We start from the raw sequence: 16,724 nt of genomic DNA on the forward strand, positions 1-16,724 counted from the left end.
CCTGTCTCGTCGCGTTCGGTCGTCGAAGCATTTCGTCATGTCTTCGAGGTGTCGAGTCCGAGATCTGTTGCGCGGTTGTAGTCGTCGTCGATGAGCACCACGCTGCGATGTTCCCGGTCGAGTAGTGAGGCCGCGATCGAGGCGCGATAGCCGGAGGCGCAGTGCACCCACACTTTGCCGTCGGGAACTTCTGCGAGTCGGTGCGGCAGTTCGTGGAGGGGAATGTTGATCGCACCGGGGATGTGGCCGTCCGCGTATTCGGACTGTTGACGGGTGTCGAGCACTGCAATGTCCGAGTCCTCTGCGGCGAGTCCGGCGAAGTCGGACACTTCGTAGGACCGTACGCGCCCGTCGCTGGCGAGCGAATGAATCTCTCCGACAGCGGAGCCGGAGGGGTGGTCGATGCCGATACGTGCCAACTCCCTTGTGGCCTCGTCGATTTGATCGGATGTGTCGCCGATCAAGGTCAGCGGCGCACCCCACTGGTAGAGCCAGCCGAGGTAGGTGACGAATGTCGTCGACAGCTCGAAGCCGAGGGAACCGTCGAGATGTCCGGCAGCGAAGGCGGTGCGTGCGCGGAGGTCGACGACCCATTGTCCGTCGTCGATGCGGCGGCGTAGTTCGTCGGGGTCGACGGGTTCTGGGGTGGACAGGTCGATCGGTGCGGGGCCTTCGGTGTTGATGACGCCCATGTGGGCGTAGTACGCGGGGTAGGCCGACAGTCCTGCGATCAACTCGTCGACGTAGGTTTGTTCGTCCTGGGTCAGCGCGGGATTGGACTGTTGCTGTTCACCGATGGTCGACGAGTCGCCGCTGGTGGGGGTCGCGGAGCAGAAGCTACCGAATCCGTGGGTGGGGTAGACCTCGACGTCGGCGGGGAGTTCGGCGGCGATTCGACGGACCGAGTGGAACTGGGCATGGGTGAGCTCGTCGGTGTGTTCGGAGCCGAGTAGGTCGGTGCGGCCGGTGGATCCGTAGAGCATCGAGCCGCCGGTGAAGATCGCGATCGGTTCGTCTCCGAGTTGCAGTACGTAGCTGACGTGATGATGTGTATGGCCCGGGGTGTGCATGACCTGAAACGTCGCCGATCCCGCGTCGACGACATCGCCGTCCCCCACTGCCCGTCGCTCGAATTCGACCGGGTCACCCTCGGGCACAACGTATTCGGCTCCGGTGGCGCGTGCGAGTTCGAGTCCGCCGGTGACGTAGTCGTTGTGGATGTGGGTTTCGAGTACGTGGGTGATCGCGGCGTTCTTCTCCGTGGCCAGTGCCAGGACGCGGTCGATGTCACGTTGGGGATCGATCACGACGGCGATGCCGTCGTGGCTGATCAGGTAGCTGCGGTCGCCGAGGCTCGACGTTTCGATGATGGCGATGTCTGGATCGGTGGTGCTCACGGGGTACTCCTACGGTGTAATCGGGTCGGCCTCGTTTCTGACGTGAAACGTCCTCGTTCAGGCCAGTGCGAGGAAGAGCTTTTCCAGTTCTGCTTCGGTCATGGGCTCTTTGTTGTCTGCGGTGTCGCCGGTCATGCATTCACGAAGGCCGGTGGCCACGATCTTGAATCCGGCTTTGTCGAGGGCGCGGGAGACGGCGGCGAGTTGAGTGACGACGTCTTTGCAGTCGCGTCCGTTCTCGATCATGCCGATCACACCGGCGAGTTGGCCGTGTGCGCGGCGCAGACGGTTGAGTACCAATGCGATGCTGTCTTCGTCGCCGATCATTGCGGTCTCCTGAGGGTGTGTGATGGTGGTAGTCCTTCCAGATTACCCCCGGGGGCATCGGTTCGGTGTGTGCAGTCGGTCATGAAAGAACGAGGGTGTCGACAAGTACATAGCCCGCGACGGCGAACACCAGGTAGGCGAACCACGTGCGCAGCTTGTCGGTGTCGATGCGTGTGCTCAGTTTTCCGGCGACCAGCGAGCCTGCGATCGCCGCACCGGCGAACGCGGCTGTCAGTGGCCAGTTCCCGCCGAGCCCGTCGGCCTGAGCGATCAGTCCGGCGGCGGAGTTGGCGACGATGACCACCAGCGACGTTCCGACAGCGACACTCATCTCGATTCCCAGCAACAGCACCAGAGCGGGGATGATCAGAAATCCTCCGCCGACGCCGAACAGTCCGGTGAGGACACCGACCCCGAACCCGGTCGGTATGGACCGTGGTGCGCATCGCCGCCAATCGATCCCGGAACTTCCTGTCTTGCAAGCGGTTCCGACATCGTCGGTGCTGCGCAGCATCCGCGCCCCGGCGATGATCATGACGATCGCGAAGCCGATCATCACTGCGGCCTCGGGCAGATGCCTGCCCAGGACGCTGCCGACCAGCGTGCCGACGATACCGGTGGCCGCGAAGATCGCCGCCAGTCGCCATTCGACGAGCTTCGCCCGCACCTTGGGGATGGCCCCGGTCGCCGAGGCGACACCGATCACCAGCAACGATGTCGGTATCGCCTCCGACAGGTCCATTCCCAGGGCGTAGACGAGAACCGGGACGGCGAGGATCGACCCGCCGCCTCCGAGGAGACCGAGCAGGATGCCGACGGCGACGCCGAGGACCAGTGCCAGCGTCAGGGTCATCAGCTGTGGGCTGCGTCCTGGCCACCGAGTGCGTCGATGGCGGCCTGGAGCTTGGTGGTGGCCTCGGCCGCGACGTCGGACAGTGCTGGCTCGCCGGTCGCTTGGACCATGATGTCGGGGTTCATCGCTTCGACAATGACCGATCCGGAAGCGGAGGTGTCGGCGCGGACGACGACATTGCACGGCAACAGCAAGCCGATCTGGCGCATGACCCCGACGGCGCGGTGCGCGAGGGACGGATTGCAGGCACCGAGGATCAGATACTGCTCCATGTCCTCGCCGAGCTTGGCCTTCAACGTGGCCTGCATGTCGATTTCGGTGAGAACACCGAAGCCCTGATCTGCGAGGGAGGCTTTGACGGCGTCGACTGCGGTGTCGAAGTCGGTGTCGGTCAGAGTGGTCGAGAGTGCGATGTTCATAAGGGAAGTTCCTTTCGGTCGTCGAACTGCGGTGATCTGGGCCTACCCGATTCGGGGCTGGCGAATACTCGGCACGCCCACCCTGGTGAGAAGCGCGCTGGCCGGGCACCAGCCGACCGCTGCGTAAAGGGCGAGGTTCGCGGCAGCGAACGCGCTGAGCAGTCGCCACTGCGGTGCGTGGAGTTCGCCGAGGGCCAGGCCGGTGGCGGTGACGCCGGCGGCGAGGGCGGGGACGATACGTTCGATCGGCCAGCCCGCGAACGCGGACGAGCGAGTGGTGTTCGGATCGATCATGATTGCTCCGTTCGGGTTGTAAGGGTGGTCAGTGCGAGAAGCTGATCGAGGGCAACACCTTGCGCAGCCAGGCCGGTGACCACCATGCGGCGTGTCCGCTCAAACGCAGCAGGACCGGCAGCAGGATCAGCCTGATCAAGAAGGCGTCGAGCAGTACCGCGACGCCGAGGATGATGCCCATCTCCTTCGGTGGGAGCGGATCGGAGAGTGCGAAGGTGAAGAACACTGCGACCATGACCGCGGCGGCGGCGAAGATGACCCGGCCGGAGTGGGCGAGGCCGTCGACCTGAGCGGCTTTCGGGTCCCCGGTCTTCTCGTAGTGCTCTTTCGCGGTGGCGAGCAGGAACACTGTGTAGTCCATGGCGATGGCGAAGATCATCGCGAAGAAGAACACCGGACCCCAGCCGTCGAGGAAGCCTTGCGGGGTGAATCCGAGCAGTGATGCGCCGTGCCCGTCCTGGAAGATCAGCTTCGCGACCCCGAACGCTGCGGCGGTCGAGAGCAGACTGACTGCGGTGCCGAGGATCGCGATCAGCGGTGCTTGGAGTGCGACGAGCAGCAGGATGAAACCGAGCGCCAGAATGATACCGATCACCAGCGGTAGGTAGTCGTTCAGTGCTTGCTGCAGATCGAGGTTCTCCGCTGGGGCACCGCCGACCAACGCCGACTCCGGGAGTTCGGCGCGCAGGTCACCGAGGATGGTGCCCATTCTCTCGTCCGAGGGGTCAACGGTGGGAAGTGCTTGTAGCAGTGAGTAGTTTGAGCCGTCCGCGGCAGGCTGGGGCGGAGTGACCATCGAGATCCCGTCGACGGTACTGGCTGCCGTGGCGGTCGCGGCGGCATCCGCGGACGGGACGACGATCTGCAGTGCGCCGGGTGCGCCGGCACCGAACTGGGCCTGGACGAGCTCGTAACCCTGGCGAACCGGTGCGTCTTCGGGGACGACGGCGATCGAGGGCATCGCCACTTTCAGTCCGAGGACCGGAAGGGCCAGCGCAATGAGGATGCCGACGGAGACCAGAGCGAACGGCCAGGGGTGCTTGTGGAGCAGTTCACCCCAGGCTGCGAATTTCGGGGAGCGGTGCTGCTGGCGCTTGGCGTAGGGCAGGGAGGCGGCGTTGACCTTGGAACCGAGTGCACCCAGGGTTGCGGGGAGCAGGGTCATGGTGGCGATCAGCACGAAGGTCACGGCGAGCATGATGCCGACGGCCATGGTGCGCACCGCCGGTGCGGGAACGAGCAGGACGGCCGAGAGGCTCACCAAGACCGTCAGACCGGACAGGACCACGGCTTTGCCTGCGGTGTCCATGGTTTCGGCGACCGCGGCACGTGGATCGGCGTTGCGCAGTGCGTCGCGGAACCTGGCGACGATGAACAGGGCGTAGTCGATTCCGAGGGCGAGGGCGAACATCATCGCGAAGTTCATCGCCCACACCGAGATCGGCGTGACGCCGTTGAGCAGAACGAGTCCGCCTGCGGATGCGACCAGGCCGGCAACGGTGAGTAGCAGCGGCAATCCCGCGGCGACGAGGGAGCCGAACGCGAGCACCATGATCGCCAAAGTGACCGGCCAGGAGAACAATTCGGCCTGAATCATGGCGTCGTGGTTGGCCTTGTTGAAGTCCGACCACAGTGCGGAGGATCCGGTCGGGTAGACCTCGATGCCGTCGCCGGAGAGTTCGGTCAGCTCGCCCTTCACCTCGTCGACGGCCTTGACCATGTCGTCGGTACTCGCGTTTGCGCCGGCGATCAAGATGCCGGTGTGACCGTCGGGACTGATCGTCATGCCCGGCTGGGGGGCGATGACCTCACCGAAGCGAGTGTCACCGTCGAATACGGCCGCGACGTCGGTGAGTGTCTGCTGCATCGCTGCGTCTTCGATCGTGGCGGTGTCGGAGTGAACGACCACCTGCACTGCTGCAGAGGAATTGCCGCCGAAATGCTGCTGGGCGAGCTCGCGGACCTGGACGGATTCGGAACCGTTGGCCTGCCAGCCGGCCCCGGCCAAGGATGAGAACACCGATGGTGCAGCCGATCCCAGTGCAACGAGGGCGATCAGCCAGATGCCGAACACCCACCGGCGGCGGGCGACCATCGTGCTTCCCAGGCGGCCTAGTGCGCCGGGTGCCGGTGGCCGATGGCGGTCGTGGCGGCCGGTGGCCGCCGCGGTAGCGGGCTTGGTCACAATTGCTTCTCCTAATACGGGTGGGGGTATTCAGAAGTGTTGAAGACGCCCAGAGATTCCTGCGAAATGCAGTGGAGTGCTGTTGGGGTGGGGGTCAGCGACGAAACAGGGAACGAAAGAAGTTGTCGCGTGTAGCTGGGGCGGGTGTCTCCATGGAGCAGGAGCACTGCTGCGACCGCGGAACGTTCTTCATGACGCTGTCGACATGTCGACCGCAGCCAGCCCAGGTGGTCTTACCGCATGCCGGGCACGGGACGGGGTAGCACATGGCGGTCCTTTCTGGCGGGTACATCACTACTGTGACACATACCTAGGGGGGTATGCAAGTACCCGTGGGGGTATGAGGGAAGGGGTGGGCCGGAGCCGATCGGTAGACGGCAGTGGTTTTGCCGGATCCAACGCGAGGCTGTGCTGGCGGCCGCAGGAGGCGTTTGATGGTCGCCAGTCTGCGAATGCGGTTGTCCCTCAGGGGTTGATGCTCCACCCACGCGCGAGTTGCGCCGCTATCGTCCGCGAGTTTCTGTGAACCCGCGCAGTTGCGACCCATTTCCATGCTCGGCCCAGATTGCGCCGGGCGGTCGGTAGGTCGAATGAATGAATTGTCGAGCGAGGACGACTATCGCCGAAGCGGTTTTGCATAAGCTGCACGGTTCGAGTCCGTTTTGTCCGACAGGAGCGTGTCAGCGTGAGTTCACCCATTCTCGTCAAGGGCCAAAACATCTCCCTACCAGACGACGTGACCGAGTTGGATGTCATCGTGTCCTGGGTCGACCCGGAGCGAGATCTCGATGCGTCTACGCTGCTGGTGAATTCGAGCGGACACGTTCGGTCCGATGCAGACTTCGTCTTCTACAACCAGCCGGAGTCCGAGGACGCGACCGTGCGCTACCGCGGGAGCAGTAGCACCGACGAAGGAAAACAAGAACGAGTATCGATCCATCTCGATTCTCTCGCAGCCGAAGTCGACAAGGTGGTCATCGCGGGCAGCTCCGACGATGTTCCGTTGGGTGACTTCGGGAAACTGTCGATGCAGGTGCGGGATCAGACCGGTTCGGTACTGGGGGAGTTCCTGACCGCCGATGCGTCGTCGGAACGTGCGTTGGTGTTCGGAGAGGTGTATCGGCGGAACGGAGCGTGGAAACTACGAGCGGTCGGGCAGGGCTGGGAATCCGGATTGGGTGGTTTGGCACAAGACTTCGGCGTAGACGTCGACGACAGTGAGCCTGAAGCGTCAGTGAACGATGTGGTCGTTGTCGAGGTCGCGGACTCGCACGTGCAAGCCGTCGACACGACCGGTGAGATCGTCGACGTCTCGGTTGTCGATGTCGAACCCCCGAAACGCGGCGTTCGCACCAAGAAGCCGATTGCCAAGAAGATCGCGCCGCCTCAGTTCACCCTGGCCGGGGGAGAAGGGTGGCAGACGGCTCGCCTGTTCTCCGTTTCCGGTGTCGGATCCGGTGAGGAGCAGGAGAAGAGGGCCACCTCGGCACTGATCGCGACGATGCAGGCGGTTCGTCCGTTCGCCCGCGCAATCTGCGCACACGCCGGAGCGCCGTCCGGTCCATTCGAGGGCTATCTCGAAGTGCAGTTCGTCAAGGGCGAGGGCAAGGTCATTCCCGACGGTGTGTTCCGAGTATCGCGCGCGGGCCAAGTGTGGACCGCGTTGCTGGAAGTGAAGACCGGCACCGGCAAGCTCCAGAAGGAGCAGCTCGAGAACTACCTCGATGTCGCGAAGCGTCACAGATACGAGACCGTTCTGAGTTTGTCCAACGACATACCGGCCTCCGCCGGTGAGCTCCCGGTCCAGGTGAACAAGACCAAGCTGAACAAGGTATCGCTGCGGCATATCTCGTGGTCCGAGGTTATCCACGAGGCTCGGATGTTGTTGTCACACGGCGACCTTGCCGACTCACTGCAGGTATGGATTCTGAGCGAGTTCGTCCGATATCTGACGCACCCGAAGTCCGGCGCGACGGAGTTCGTCGACATGGGTCGCCACTGGGTGGCAGTTCGTGACTCCGTCACCGCCGGAACCCTCCGGTCGAGTGATGTCAAAGCCATGTCGGTGGCGAATACATGGGCATCGCTCTCCAGGCATCTGGCGCTGCGGATGACGGCCGACCTCGGCGTTCCGGTGAAGCACCACCTCCCCAGAAAGTTCAGTGCCGACCCCCAGGCGCGCAACGAGTACATCGTCGAGCAGCTCGTCGCCTCCGGCTGCCTCTCGGCCACGTTGCGCATCCCGGATGCAGCCGGAGATGTCACCGTCGAAGCCGACATGCGCACCAACAAGATTCAGTGCAGTACCGCGATAGACGCGCCGACCGACGGGACTGCTCTTCGGAGAGCGTCGTGGCTACTCAAGCAATTGAAGAACGCGCCCGCCGACATCCTGGTCGAGGCCGTGTTCGCAGACCCAGGCGAAGTTTCGTGCGAGAACCTGGCGACCGTGCGAGCGGATACGAAATCGTTGACCGCAGGCCGGACCAGTGAACTGCAGTACTTCACGCTGACGTCACCGACCAAGATGGGCAGCAAGCGCTCGGGATCCGCAGCTAGCTTCATCGGAAGTGTGACCGACGGTCTCGACGCGTTCTATCGGGACGTCGTGCAACCTCTGAAGCGATGGGTCCCCTCGGCACCGGAAGCAGTATCCGCCGAGACCATGGCCGACTGACCGCGCCATCGGAGGTTCCTCACCAGGCAGGCTGCACTGTGCATCGACTTTCGGGCGTAGCCATGATTGGGGAGCCCGTCGACTGGGCACAGAGAATATATGACCGACAACGCAAAGCTCACAGTCGAACGCACCATCGAAGCACCCGTCGACGCAGTATTCGACGTCCTGTCCAATCCCGAGCGGCATCAGGCGCTCGATGGATCAGGCTTCGTGCGCAGCGTGGACCACGCCGACCGGATTCAGAAGGTCGGCGAGAAGTTCACGATGAACATGCAGGGCGATCACATGGGCGGCGAGTACCAGACCGACAACGTGGTGAGCGGTTACATCAAGGACAAGCTGCTCGCCTGGAAGACCGCTCCCGCCGGTAACGAGCCTCCCGGCTGGGAGTGGTTGTGGGAGTTGGAGTCTCAGGGCCCCAACGAGACGCTGGTCCGCCACACCTACGACTGGTCCAAGGTCACGGACAAGAAGCTGCTCGAGCAGATCAAGTTTCCTCTGGTCACCGAGGATCAGCTGAACGACACGCTTGCTCGATTGGCAGTCGAAGCGACGTCCTGATTTCGGGCCGCAGATCTCAGATCATCCGAAGAACGCTGTGCTGTCGAGACTGTCGACCGGCATCCAGCGTCGAGGAACTTCCTTCGACGTAGTCGCGGCCAACAGATCGACTCCACGGACGGCCAACGCCGACGTCGGCATCTGATCGACGATCAGACTGATGGCGTAGGTAGCGGCCGTCACGTGGAGGCACGGGTCGATTCGCCCGGAGCACGTGCACGATGCTTCGGTGTTGTCTGGGACCGGCGACAGCTTACTCGCGACAAGTTCGGCGTGGACCTCATCGGGGAGGTCACCGCTGGTTGTACCGCCTCGCGTGTGGCGGGCAAGGATGCGCAGCACCGACTTCCGTTCGGTTGCCGAATAACGGGGGAGTGAGAGCACGGCGGTCTCGCTCCTTTTGCCCGCGGACACGACGCAGCGAAACTCGCCGATGTTGTTGTGGTTCAGGGAGACTGAATCATTGCGCACCAGGCTGCGCGCCCGCGGGAGCATCGGGTTCGGCCGGGTGACGGTGATGGGTTCGACTCGCCGGATCCAATCTTTGCCCCACGGCGTCGAGCCGAAGGCCGCAGGCTGCGGTGTTGTAGCCATCAGCGCGCCACCGCCCGCAGCGACAGCGTTTCTCGCAACGTCGAGTCGTCGAGCGCCGCCAGGGCCAACTCGTTGTTGCTCTCGGTCAAACCAGCGATCGCCTTCTTGCGTGTATGGAGTGATGCGATGTGCTCCTCCAATGTTCCTTCCGTCGTCAGTGCAATGACTGTCACGCGAGACTTCTGGCCGATTCGGTGAGCCCGGTCGGTGGCTTGCGCTTCGACCGCGGGGTTCCACCATCGGTCGTAGTGAATCACCGTGCTGGCGCGGGTGAGATTGAGGCCGTACCCCGCCGCCCTCAGACTGAGAACCATGACGGGGGATCGGTCGCTGTTCTGAAATTCGTCGATCGTCTTGTCGCGCTTGTCCACGTCGAGCCCGCCGTGAAAGAACGGAATCGGGGCACCGGTGAGGCCTTCGAGATGCTCCGCCAGTATCTCTCCGGTCCGACGGTACTGAGTGAACACGAGCGCAGCTCGAGAGGATTCAGCGAGTTCCTCGACGATGTCGGTGAGCCTGTCGAGTTTGCCGGAGCGATCGGCCAATCGAGACAAGTCGCCGTTGACGAGCCCAGGATGGTTGCAGATCAGTTTGAGCGAGGTCAGTAGCGCCAACACCGCTGTCCCTCGTGCGCGGTTCGAGCCGAAGCCGGTATCGAATGCTTCCTCGACGGCCGAGTTGTACAGTGACGCTTGCTCGTTCGAGATCGGACAGAGAACATCGATGTGGTGCTTCGGCGGCAGATCTGTCGCAACCTCGGCTTTGGTTCGGCGGAGGACGACCGGCGCGATCGCGCTCGACAGTTGAGCGAGTGCGGCCGCCGAGCCTCCCTGCTCGATGGGTGCAGAGAACCGGCGGGTGAACCGCGCCCGAGTTCCGAGCAGTCCGGGATTGGTGAGATCGATCAGTGCCCAGAGTTCGTCCATTCGGTTCTCCACGGGCGTGCCGGTCAGGGCGATCCGAGTGGTGGACTTCAGCCGACGCGCGGCGCGAGCGATTTTGGTCCGCGAGTTCTTCATGACATGTGCCTCATCGAAAAACACAGTGCTCCAGGAGATGTCACTCAATCGGTCTGTGTCGGTGCGCAGGGTGGGGTACCCGGTGACCGTCACCGAGCCTGCGTCGGCGCATTGCTCGAGGGTGCGGGATGGGCCGCGGTACACGTTGACGACCAATTCGCCGTCGGAAAAGTTCTCGATTTCTCGTCGCCAGTTGCTGATCAGCGACGTCGGGCAGACGACCAGATAGCTGCCCTCGCCTTGCCGCGCTCCGACGATCATGTGCGAAATGGCCTGGAGCGTTTTGCCCAGCCCCATCTCGTCGGCGAGGATTCCGCCGCCGCCGACCTCTTGAACCGTCGGCACCCAGGACGCACCGTGCAGTTGATAGGGCCTCGGGGTGAACGTCGACGCACTCTCGGTCAGATCGTTCTGCATGCGCAGGCTGGCGCGGAGCGCGTCAGCGGCACCGTGTGCAGTCTGCACACTGGAGCCACCGGCATTGGGAACTGCATGTGCGGCAGGCGGAAGTGCGTCGACCAGCGCTGGAGGAACCAGATTCAGGTCAGGGTTGTGCTCGATGTGGTGCAAGATCGACGACCATCCCCGTGCCGAAGGACTTCCCGAAGAGCCGGCTGCGGTTCGCAGCTCACCACCGTTCGCGGCTATGAGTTGCGCTTCCACAGTGCGGACGGCAACGGTTCCATCCGCGCCGGGGACCACAAGCTCGATGGGAGTGGACTCTCCGACAAGCGTCGCTTCGGGCGTGCTGTGCCAGACAGCGAAACAATGACGGTGCGGCAAGTAGGTAACGTGCGGATCTGGGTCTGTGTCGGCGGTCGAAAGCATGCACCCTCCGGCGAAGTTCGCTGCCTCGGCTGGGTCCGAAGCTGCCAACACCGTACGCCGTCCGGTGGCATTGTGCCGCATCCGGAATCAGCTTGACTTTTCCGAAAATTACTGTCCTACAGTGCCATCGAGAATGATCCACGCGATGGACCGGATCAGGATTGCTCGCGCGAACACCACCACGTCGTGCGGCCACCCACCGTTCCGCGAGCCATCGGCGCACCACAGCGAGGGCAGGCCGCGTCCGCTTTTCGGAACGGAATGATTTCCCCGGTGTGCACACCACCCTTCTTTATCGCTGATCTGATCGCGCGGCGCAGAACAACGCGCAGTTCGTCGAGTTCCTCCGTCGTGAGCGTCTTGGCGCGCCTGGACGGGGATTGCTGGCTCTGCCACAGCACCTCGTCGGCCAGTAGATTGCCGACTCCCGCTAGTGCCGCTTGGTCGAGCAGTCGTGCTTTGAGAGGCGCACCGCTGGAACCGATTCGGTCACGGAAGTCGTCGCGGGTGATCTCCGCGGCATCCGGTCCGAGAGCGTCGATGTCGGGTTCGAGTCGAACCCGGCCGAGACGGCGCTTGTCGAAGAGTCGAAGCTGCCCACCGTCGTCGAACGTCATGGAGAAGCGCGTCCACTCCGGTTTGTCTGTCGGGCGCTCACCGACGTGGGGATCGCCACCTCCGTATTGCGACGTCCGCGCCCCGTCGGGAGCGGTGACGATGACACGGCCACCCATGCCGAGGTGAATGCCCAGGGTCGGGCCGCTCGAGCCGTCGGCCGTGACGGTTTCGCACCACATCGCCTTGCCCTGTCGACGCGCCTCGGTGAGTTTCCCGCCCGTCAGTGCCCGGGCAATATCGCCTGGCATGTGCGGTCGGCACTCGAAGGAGTCGGTGTCATCGATGTCGACGATGACACGATCGAGGGCTTTTTCGACGACCTGTCGGGCGTTTTCGACTTCGGGTAGTTCGGGCATGGATCCGGGGTACCCAATTCGTGAGCAGTAAGCGCGGCGGGCCGATCAGAGTGGGTCAGTCCCAGTAGGACGGCTCGATGTCGGGGTGGTCGGTGACGGTATCTATGGCCGTCTCGGCCAGAACACGATCGACAGCCTCGGCGTTGCCTGCAACCGTGGCGAAGTGAGGGTCGACATCGTTGGTGATGCACCACGCACGGTCGGCAGGCCAGATGAACGCGGGATCTGGTGAGTCGCCATACGGCCAGAGGAGTGGATCGTCACTGCTCCAATTCTCGTAGTCCGCGAGTGAACCTCGAAAGAGAAAGTAGTCACGGTTGGGGACCTTGAACTTCGGCTGTGAGGCGATGTCGATCGAACTCCATCCGTCCCATAGAGCGAAGTAGCACTCGTCCGGCGTGGTCGTGTAGCCAGACAGGACGTCGAGTGCCACGCCGACCTGCGCCAGTTCGCTGATCTTCTGTTCGAATTCGACGTCGCCGGTGGATTGCCCCGGAAAGTCGGGATCGGGTATGAACAACACCCGCGCGTACTTCTCGAACCCGATCGGACCCCGACCGGCCAAGTGATACCAGGGGAGATTCTGATCGAGCAGCCACTGACCGGCCGACGCGTTTTCACACAATTCGAAGCTCACGTCGTTATTGTGTCGGATCGAGATACACCTCGAGCGACAGGATGTGCCGTCATCGGTTGTTCGACTTGCCCGCCGTATCGAGCGGTCCGAGTTCGGCGTCGAGCACTCTCTGCACCACGCGCATCGCCGCCAGCGCGGCCGGTGCTCCGCAGTAACCCGCTGTGTGAATGACGCTTTCGGTGATTTCCGTTCTGGTGAGTCCGTTGCGAAGCGCTCCGCGCACGTGGCCCGCGAGCTCCTCGTGCGCGCGCAACGCGATGAGAATTCCGAGGTTGAGCAGACTGCGGCTGCGGTGATCGAGTCCGGGGCGTGTCCATACACCTCCCCACACGGTGTCGGTGACGAAAGCTTGAAGTGCAGCGGAGTCGGTGTGCTCGGCATCGGCGAAGGCCCGCTCGACGAATTCTTCACCCATCACGTCTTGTCGAACGGCGAGTCCGTCCCGAAAGCGCGGACCTTTGTCGTCTGTGGTGAACTCGTCGTCGATCATGCTGCTGCCTCTCGTCTGCCGTGATGTCGTCAGATCATGTCAGGCGTCGATGATGGGGTCTCGATTCGATCGCAAACCTTGTCCTGACCGAGTGCGGGGGTGGGGGATCGAACAGACTTGCTCACCGAAGCTATCGGAGGTTGTTCGCATAAAAATTGTTCGTAGACTTGCTGTTTGCGCAACTCTTGCTGTCGTCGGAGAGCAGGCCGGCACGGTCGGACTTACCGGCGGCAAAGAAGGTGGGTGGGGCTGCCTCGTCAGGTGCGGTGGAATCATCACACCGGGCCTGGCCGCTGCGTCCGTTCCGTTGGGGTGACCTACTTCGGCGACGCCTCGGATCGACTGGTGTCAGTGAGTGAATCGCCACGATCAGGTGGGGCGATACCCGGTTTGCGTGTAGCTCCCATGAACGCCGAACCGCCGACCGAGCTTTCGATTCCGTGAAAGCGTCCGCTCCGCATCCTGGAGCGAAGTAAGCGCGCTATCGCGACGAAGACAACAAGAACCGTGACGACGGCGACGAGAGCCAATACGGTGTCCATCGGTGCCTCCCTGTTCGTCCGTACTCCCCACCGTCGGCCATGAGCGCGCCACTGTCAAACGCCTGCGGATGTGTTGGGGTCGAGAACGCTGCCGATCCGATCAGCGACGACCAGTCGGTCCGTCGCCGTGCGTGGACCCGTTGTCGCAGGTCGAGCGTTCCTCGCGAGTGGCTTCGAGGAACAGCTGGAGAAAGGACGAATGTTCGCGGCGTTTCTGGGTCGGGTTTCCCTGAGGCTCTTCGGATTGCTGAGGCATTTCGATTCGCGTCCCTCCCGTATCGGCTGTGCGGAGAACTCGTGTCAGTACTGACTCCGGCAAACAGTCTCAGATTCTGAATAGTCAAACAACTGAGATAGTACCCACGCGTCGAGGAGAATCGATCGACTACCGCTGTTCGGCGTCTGCGGACGGACTGCCGGGTTCGGCGTGGTACGCCACGGGGGTCGAGGAATGCTGTTCGTAGCAGATTCGATCGTGCCCACTTGCTGGAGGACAGCGTTTCCACTCGATTCCTGACGTGCCCAATCAACGAACCCACTCGTACAAGGCGAACCCGAACTACAAGGAGCCCGCACCTCGCCGGCATCGGGATACTGTTCGGACGACAATCAGGAGGCGAATCCGGTCGGTCGTATGCCCACCCGGTTCACATTCCGGCGGCGGTCGGGGGTTCGATCAGCATTCTCTTGATCACTTTGCCGGTCGCAGTTCGGGGGAGTTCGTCGAGGAACGTGATGTCGCGGGGAACGCAGAAGCGGCTCAGCCGGTTTCGAATGTAGGCACGCACCATGTCTGCATCGAGGCCTGCCGCACCGCGGCCGACGACGAAGGCTGCAAGACGTTGTCCGTACTCGCTGTCGGGCACACCGACAACTGCGACCTCGCCGACCTGAGGGAGATTGGCAATCGCATCCTCGACCGGTCCCGGAAAGACGTTCTCACCACCTGAGATGATCATCTCGTCGTCCCTACCGCACACGAACAACCGCCCGTTGCAGTCGATGTACCCGAGATCTCCGGTGTCCATCAGCGAGGCTCCACGTGCAGACGCGGTGGGCGGAGGTTCGGCGTTGGTGTAACCGTCGAACAGCATGTCGTTACCGACGAAAATGCGGCCGAGGCTTCCCACCGGCACGGCGGTGCCCTCGGCGTCGAGCACAGCGATGGTCGTGCCGAGCGGCGGACGTCCGGCGGTGCCAGGTGACGCGCGCAGGTCATCGGGTGTGGCGATCGTGGCCCACGAGACCTCGGTGGACCCGTAGAAGTTGTAGAGAATGTCGCCGAAGACGTTCATGAACCGGCTGACTGTCGACGCGGTCAACGCCGAACCGCTGCAGGCGACGACGCGCAGGCTGGAGGTGTCGTAACGGGATCGCACCGATTCGGGCAGATCGAGTATTCGTTGCAGCATGATGGGTACGGCTATCAACGAGGTGCATCGATTCTCCTCGACTGCACGCAGGCAGTCTTCGGCATCGAATCGATCCTGGAGCACCACCGTGGCTCGCAACGAAGTGCTGATCTGCAAGGCTGCGAGCCCCCAGCTGTGAAACATGGGTGCTGCTATGAGCATCCGCTCGTTCGTCTTGAGAGGCATCCGAGACAACATGGCGGCGATGGTGCCGAAACCCCTCGGGGTGGGACGGAGCGCGCCCTTGGGCGACCCGCTGGTCCCTGATGTCAACACGACGACCGACCCAGGGCGATCCGGCCGTGCGAAGGTGGCGGACGGCGGTGCGACGAAATGCTCGAGGGTGCGCCGCCGCGGAACGGCGGTATGAGAAGAGAGACTGACTCGGGTGACGTCGTCAGGCAAGTAGCGAACCATCGAGTCGAATTCGTCGTCGACGAACAGCATTCGGAGCTCATGGCGGGCGGCAATCGTCTCGATCTGACGCGCCGCGAGGCCGGTGTTGAGAAGCACGACCTCGACTCCGAGCATGCCGCACGCGACAGTGCATTCGATCATGGCCGAGTGGTTACGGGCCAGAATTCCGACCGTAGTCCCGGGACGAATCCCCGATGCATCGAGACCTGCTGCGATGCGGTGTGACCGGTGGTGGATCTCCGCGAACGTACGGGTCCCTCGGTCGTCGACAACGGCTATCTCGTCCGGTGACTTCGCCGTAGCGGCCGCGAATCCGCCTCCCAATGTGAAGCCCCACTTCGCCAGCGAGTTCAGCTGCCGGTACGCGCGGTCGGGACGTGCGGCACGGACGACGCCCGTTCCCACCATCGTCTTCAGGATCGCCAATTGCAGCGACCGGGAGTCGCCGCTGTTCGAGACAATGGAGTCAGCGGTGCCGGAAAGAGAATTCTCCAGTCTGCGAAGGCCTCCCATGACCCAGTCGACGACCGCGCGGTTGTGTTCGGGCTGGGGTGCATATGCGCCGCCGAGACCAGCCTTGAATACGGTGACATCGATCTTCGTCTCGCCGGCCGATCGTCTGGTGAGGGTGAATCTGATGAAGCCACCGGACTCGACGTGCTCGATGGTGATGATCGGTTGATTGCGCCGGTTCACGACGAACTCGAGGTTGTGCTCGACGCCGCCGACGCCGCATCGATACCCGGTGGCGGTGTCACGCAACGTGCAGTATTCGAGACCGGGGAAGTAGCGTGGGAACAACTCGACCGCGCTCAAGACCTCGCATACCTGCTCGACGTCGTGTGCGAACACAACCTTGCAGTCGATGACGTCCGAAACCATTCCCCACCCCTGTACCCGCCGAGGCGGACGACAACGTCGCATCAGCACCGACCAGGGGATGGCGGCGAGCTCTTGGAACGGGTCATCCGCCTGGATGAAATCGCTATGCTAATCCCGGTGCACGGTTTCGGGGGGTGGAATCGGCCGAACTCGGTTCTCGACAGCCGACAACTCGGCGCGAACGACCCATAGCGCCCGATTTTTGCGAGACTT

15 protein-coding genes are annotated in these 16,724 nt (G+C 63.0%); 2 read left to right on the plus strand and 13 right to left on the minus strand.

Annotated elements, in window-relative coordinates; genetic code table 11:
- Nucleotides 1–35: 35 nt before the first annotated feature.
- The 6 genes from CH286_RS21160 to CH286_RS21185 form a co-directional block, all read right to left on the minus strand.
- Complete coding sequence (locus CH286_RS21160; RefSeq protein WP_008720030.1) at nt 36–1,397, minus strand: MBL fold metallo-hydrolase; 1,362 nt, start codon at nt 1,395–1,397, stop codon at nt 36–38.
- Between the two features lie 57 nt (nt 1,398–1,454).
- Entirely contained in the window at nt 1,455–1,724 is a 270-nt protein-coding gene (locus tag CH286_RS21165) for a metal-sensitive transcriptional regulator (protein ID WP_027494148.1), read from the minus strand.
- Between the two features lie 79 nt (nt 1,725–1,803).
- Nucleotides 1,804–2,577, minus strand: a complete 774-nt coding sequence (locus CH286_RS21170) for a sulfite exporter TauE/SafE family protein (protein ID WP_027494149.1) — start codon at nt 2,575–2,577, stop codon at nt 1,804–1,806.
- Nucleotides 2,577–2,996, minus strand: a complete 420-nt coding sequence (locus tag CH286_RS21175) for a DUF302 domain-containing protein (RefSeq protein ID WP_027494150.1) — start codon at nt 2,994–2,996, stop codon at nt 2,577–2,579. Before CH286_RS21175 ends, CH286_RS21170 begins: the two co-directional genes overlap by 1 nt.
- Before the next feature lie 42 nt (nt 2,997–3,038).
- Nucleotides 3,039–3,290, minus strand: a complete 252-nt coding sequence (locus CH286_RS21180) for a YgaP-like transmembrane domain (protein ID WP_027494151.1) — start codon at nt 3,288–3,290, stop codon at nt 3,039–3,041.
- 28 nt (nt 3,291–3,318) lie between these two features.
- Nucleotides 3,319–5,385, minus strand: a complete 2,067-nt coding sequence (locus CH286_RS21185) for an MMPL family transporter (RefSeq protein WP_027494152.1) — start codon at nt 5,383–5,385, stop codon at nt 3,319–3,321.
- 775 nt (nt 5,386–6,160) lie between these two features.
- Here CH286_RS21185 and CH286_RS21195 point away from each other — a divergent pair.
- On the plus strand, nt 6,161–8,152 hold the full coding sequence (locus CH286_RS21195; protein WP_094610315.1) for a TerD family protein: 1,992 nt from the start codon (nt 6,161–6,163) through the stop codon (nt 8,150–8,152).
- 99 nt (nt 8,153–8,251) lie between these two features.
- Nucleotides 8,252–8,716, plus strand: coding sequence for an SRPBCC family protein (locus tag CH286_RS21200; RefSeq protein WP_094610316.1), 465 nt, complete (start codon nt 8,252–8,254; stop codon nt 8,714–8,716).
- Nucleotides 8,717–8,737: 21 nt separating this feature from the next.
- On the opposite strand, the gene CH286_RS21205 is transcribed toward CH286_RS21200, so the two are convergent.
- The 7 genes from CH286_RS21205 to CH286_RS21235 all read right to left on the minus strand — a co-directional run bounded on the left by CH286_RS21205 (nt 8,738) and on the right by CH286_RS21235 (nt 16,511).
- On the minus strand, nt 8,738–9,310 hold the full coding sequence (locus CH286_RS21205) for a hypothetical protein (protein WP_094610317.1): 573 nt from the start codon (nt 9,308–9,310) through the stop codon (nt 8,738–8,740).
- On the minus strand, nt 9,310–11,157 hold the full coding sequence (locus CH286_RS21210; RefSeq protein WP_094610406.1) for a DEAD/DEAH box helicase: 1,848 nt from the start codon (nt 11,155–11,157) through the stop codon (nt 9,310–9,312). The genes CH286_RS21205 and CH286_RS21210 overlap by 1 nt, the downstream gene beginning before the upstream one ends.
- A 155-nt stretch (nt 11,158–11,312) precedes the next feature.
- Nucleotides 11,313–12,131: an Fpg/Nei family DNA glycosylase gene (locus CH286_RS21215; RefSeq protein WP_094610318.1), complete on the minus strand. Its 819-nt coding sequence runs from the start codon at nt 12,129–12,131 to the stop codon at nt 11,313–11,315.
- A gap of 55 nt (nt 12,132–12,186) precedes the next feature.
- Nucleotides 12,187–12,768, minus strand: coding sequence for a hypothetical protein (locus CH286_RS21220; protein ID WP_094610319.1), 582 nt, complete (start codon nt 12,766–12,768; stop codon nt 12,187–12,189).
- 49 nt (nt 12,769–12,817) lie between these two features.
- Nucleotides 12,818–13,258 (minus strand): carboxymuconolactone decarboxylase family protein, encoded by a 441-nt coding sequence (locus CH286_RS21225; protein ID WP_094610320.1) that lies wholly within the window; start codon nt 13,256–13,258, stop codon nt 12,818–12,820.
- Nucleotides 13,259–13,575: 317 nt separating this feature from the next.
- Nucleotides 13,576–13,800: a hypothetical protein gene (locus CH286_RS27900; protein ID WP_094610321.1), complete on the minus strand. Its 225-nt coding sequence runs from the start codon at nt 13,798–13,800 to the stop codon at nt 13,576–13,578.
- Nucleotides 13,801–14,447: 647 nt separating this feature from the next.
- Nucleotides 14,448–16,511, minus strand: coding sequence for an AMP-binding protein (locus tag CH286_RS21235; protein ID WP_037150333.1), 2,064 nt, complete (start codon nt 16,509–16,511; stop codon nt 14,448–14,450).
- Between the last annotated feature and the right edge of the window lie 213 nt (nt 16,512–16,724).

This window comes from Rhodococcus sp. WWJCD1 (assembly GCF_002258735.1).
In the GTDB taxonomy this organism is placed as follows: domain Bacteria; phylum Actinomycetota; class Actinomycetes; order Mycobacteriales; family Mycobacteriaceae; genus Rhodococcoides.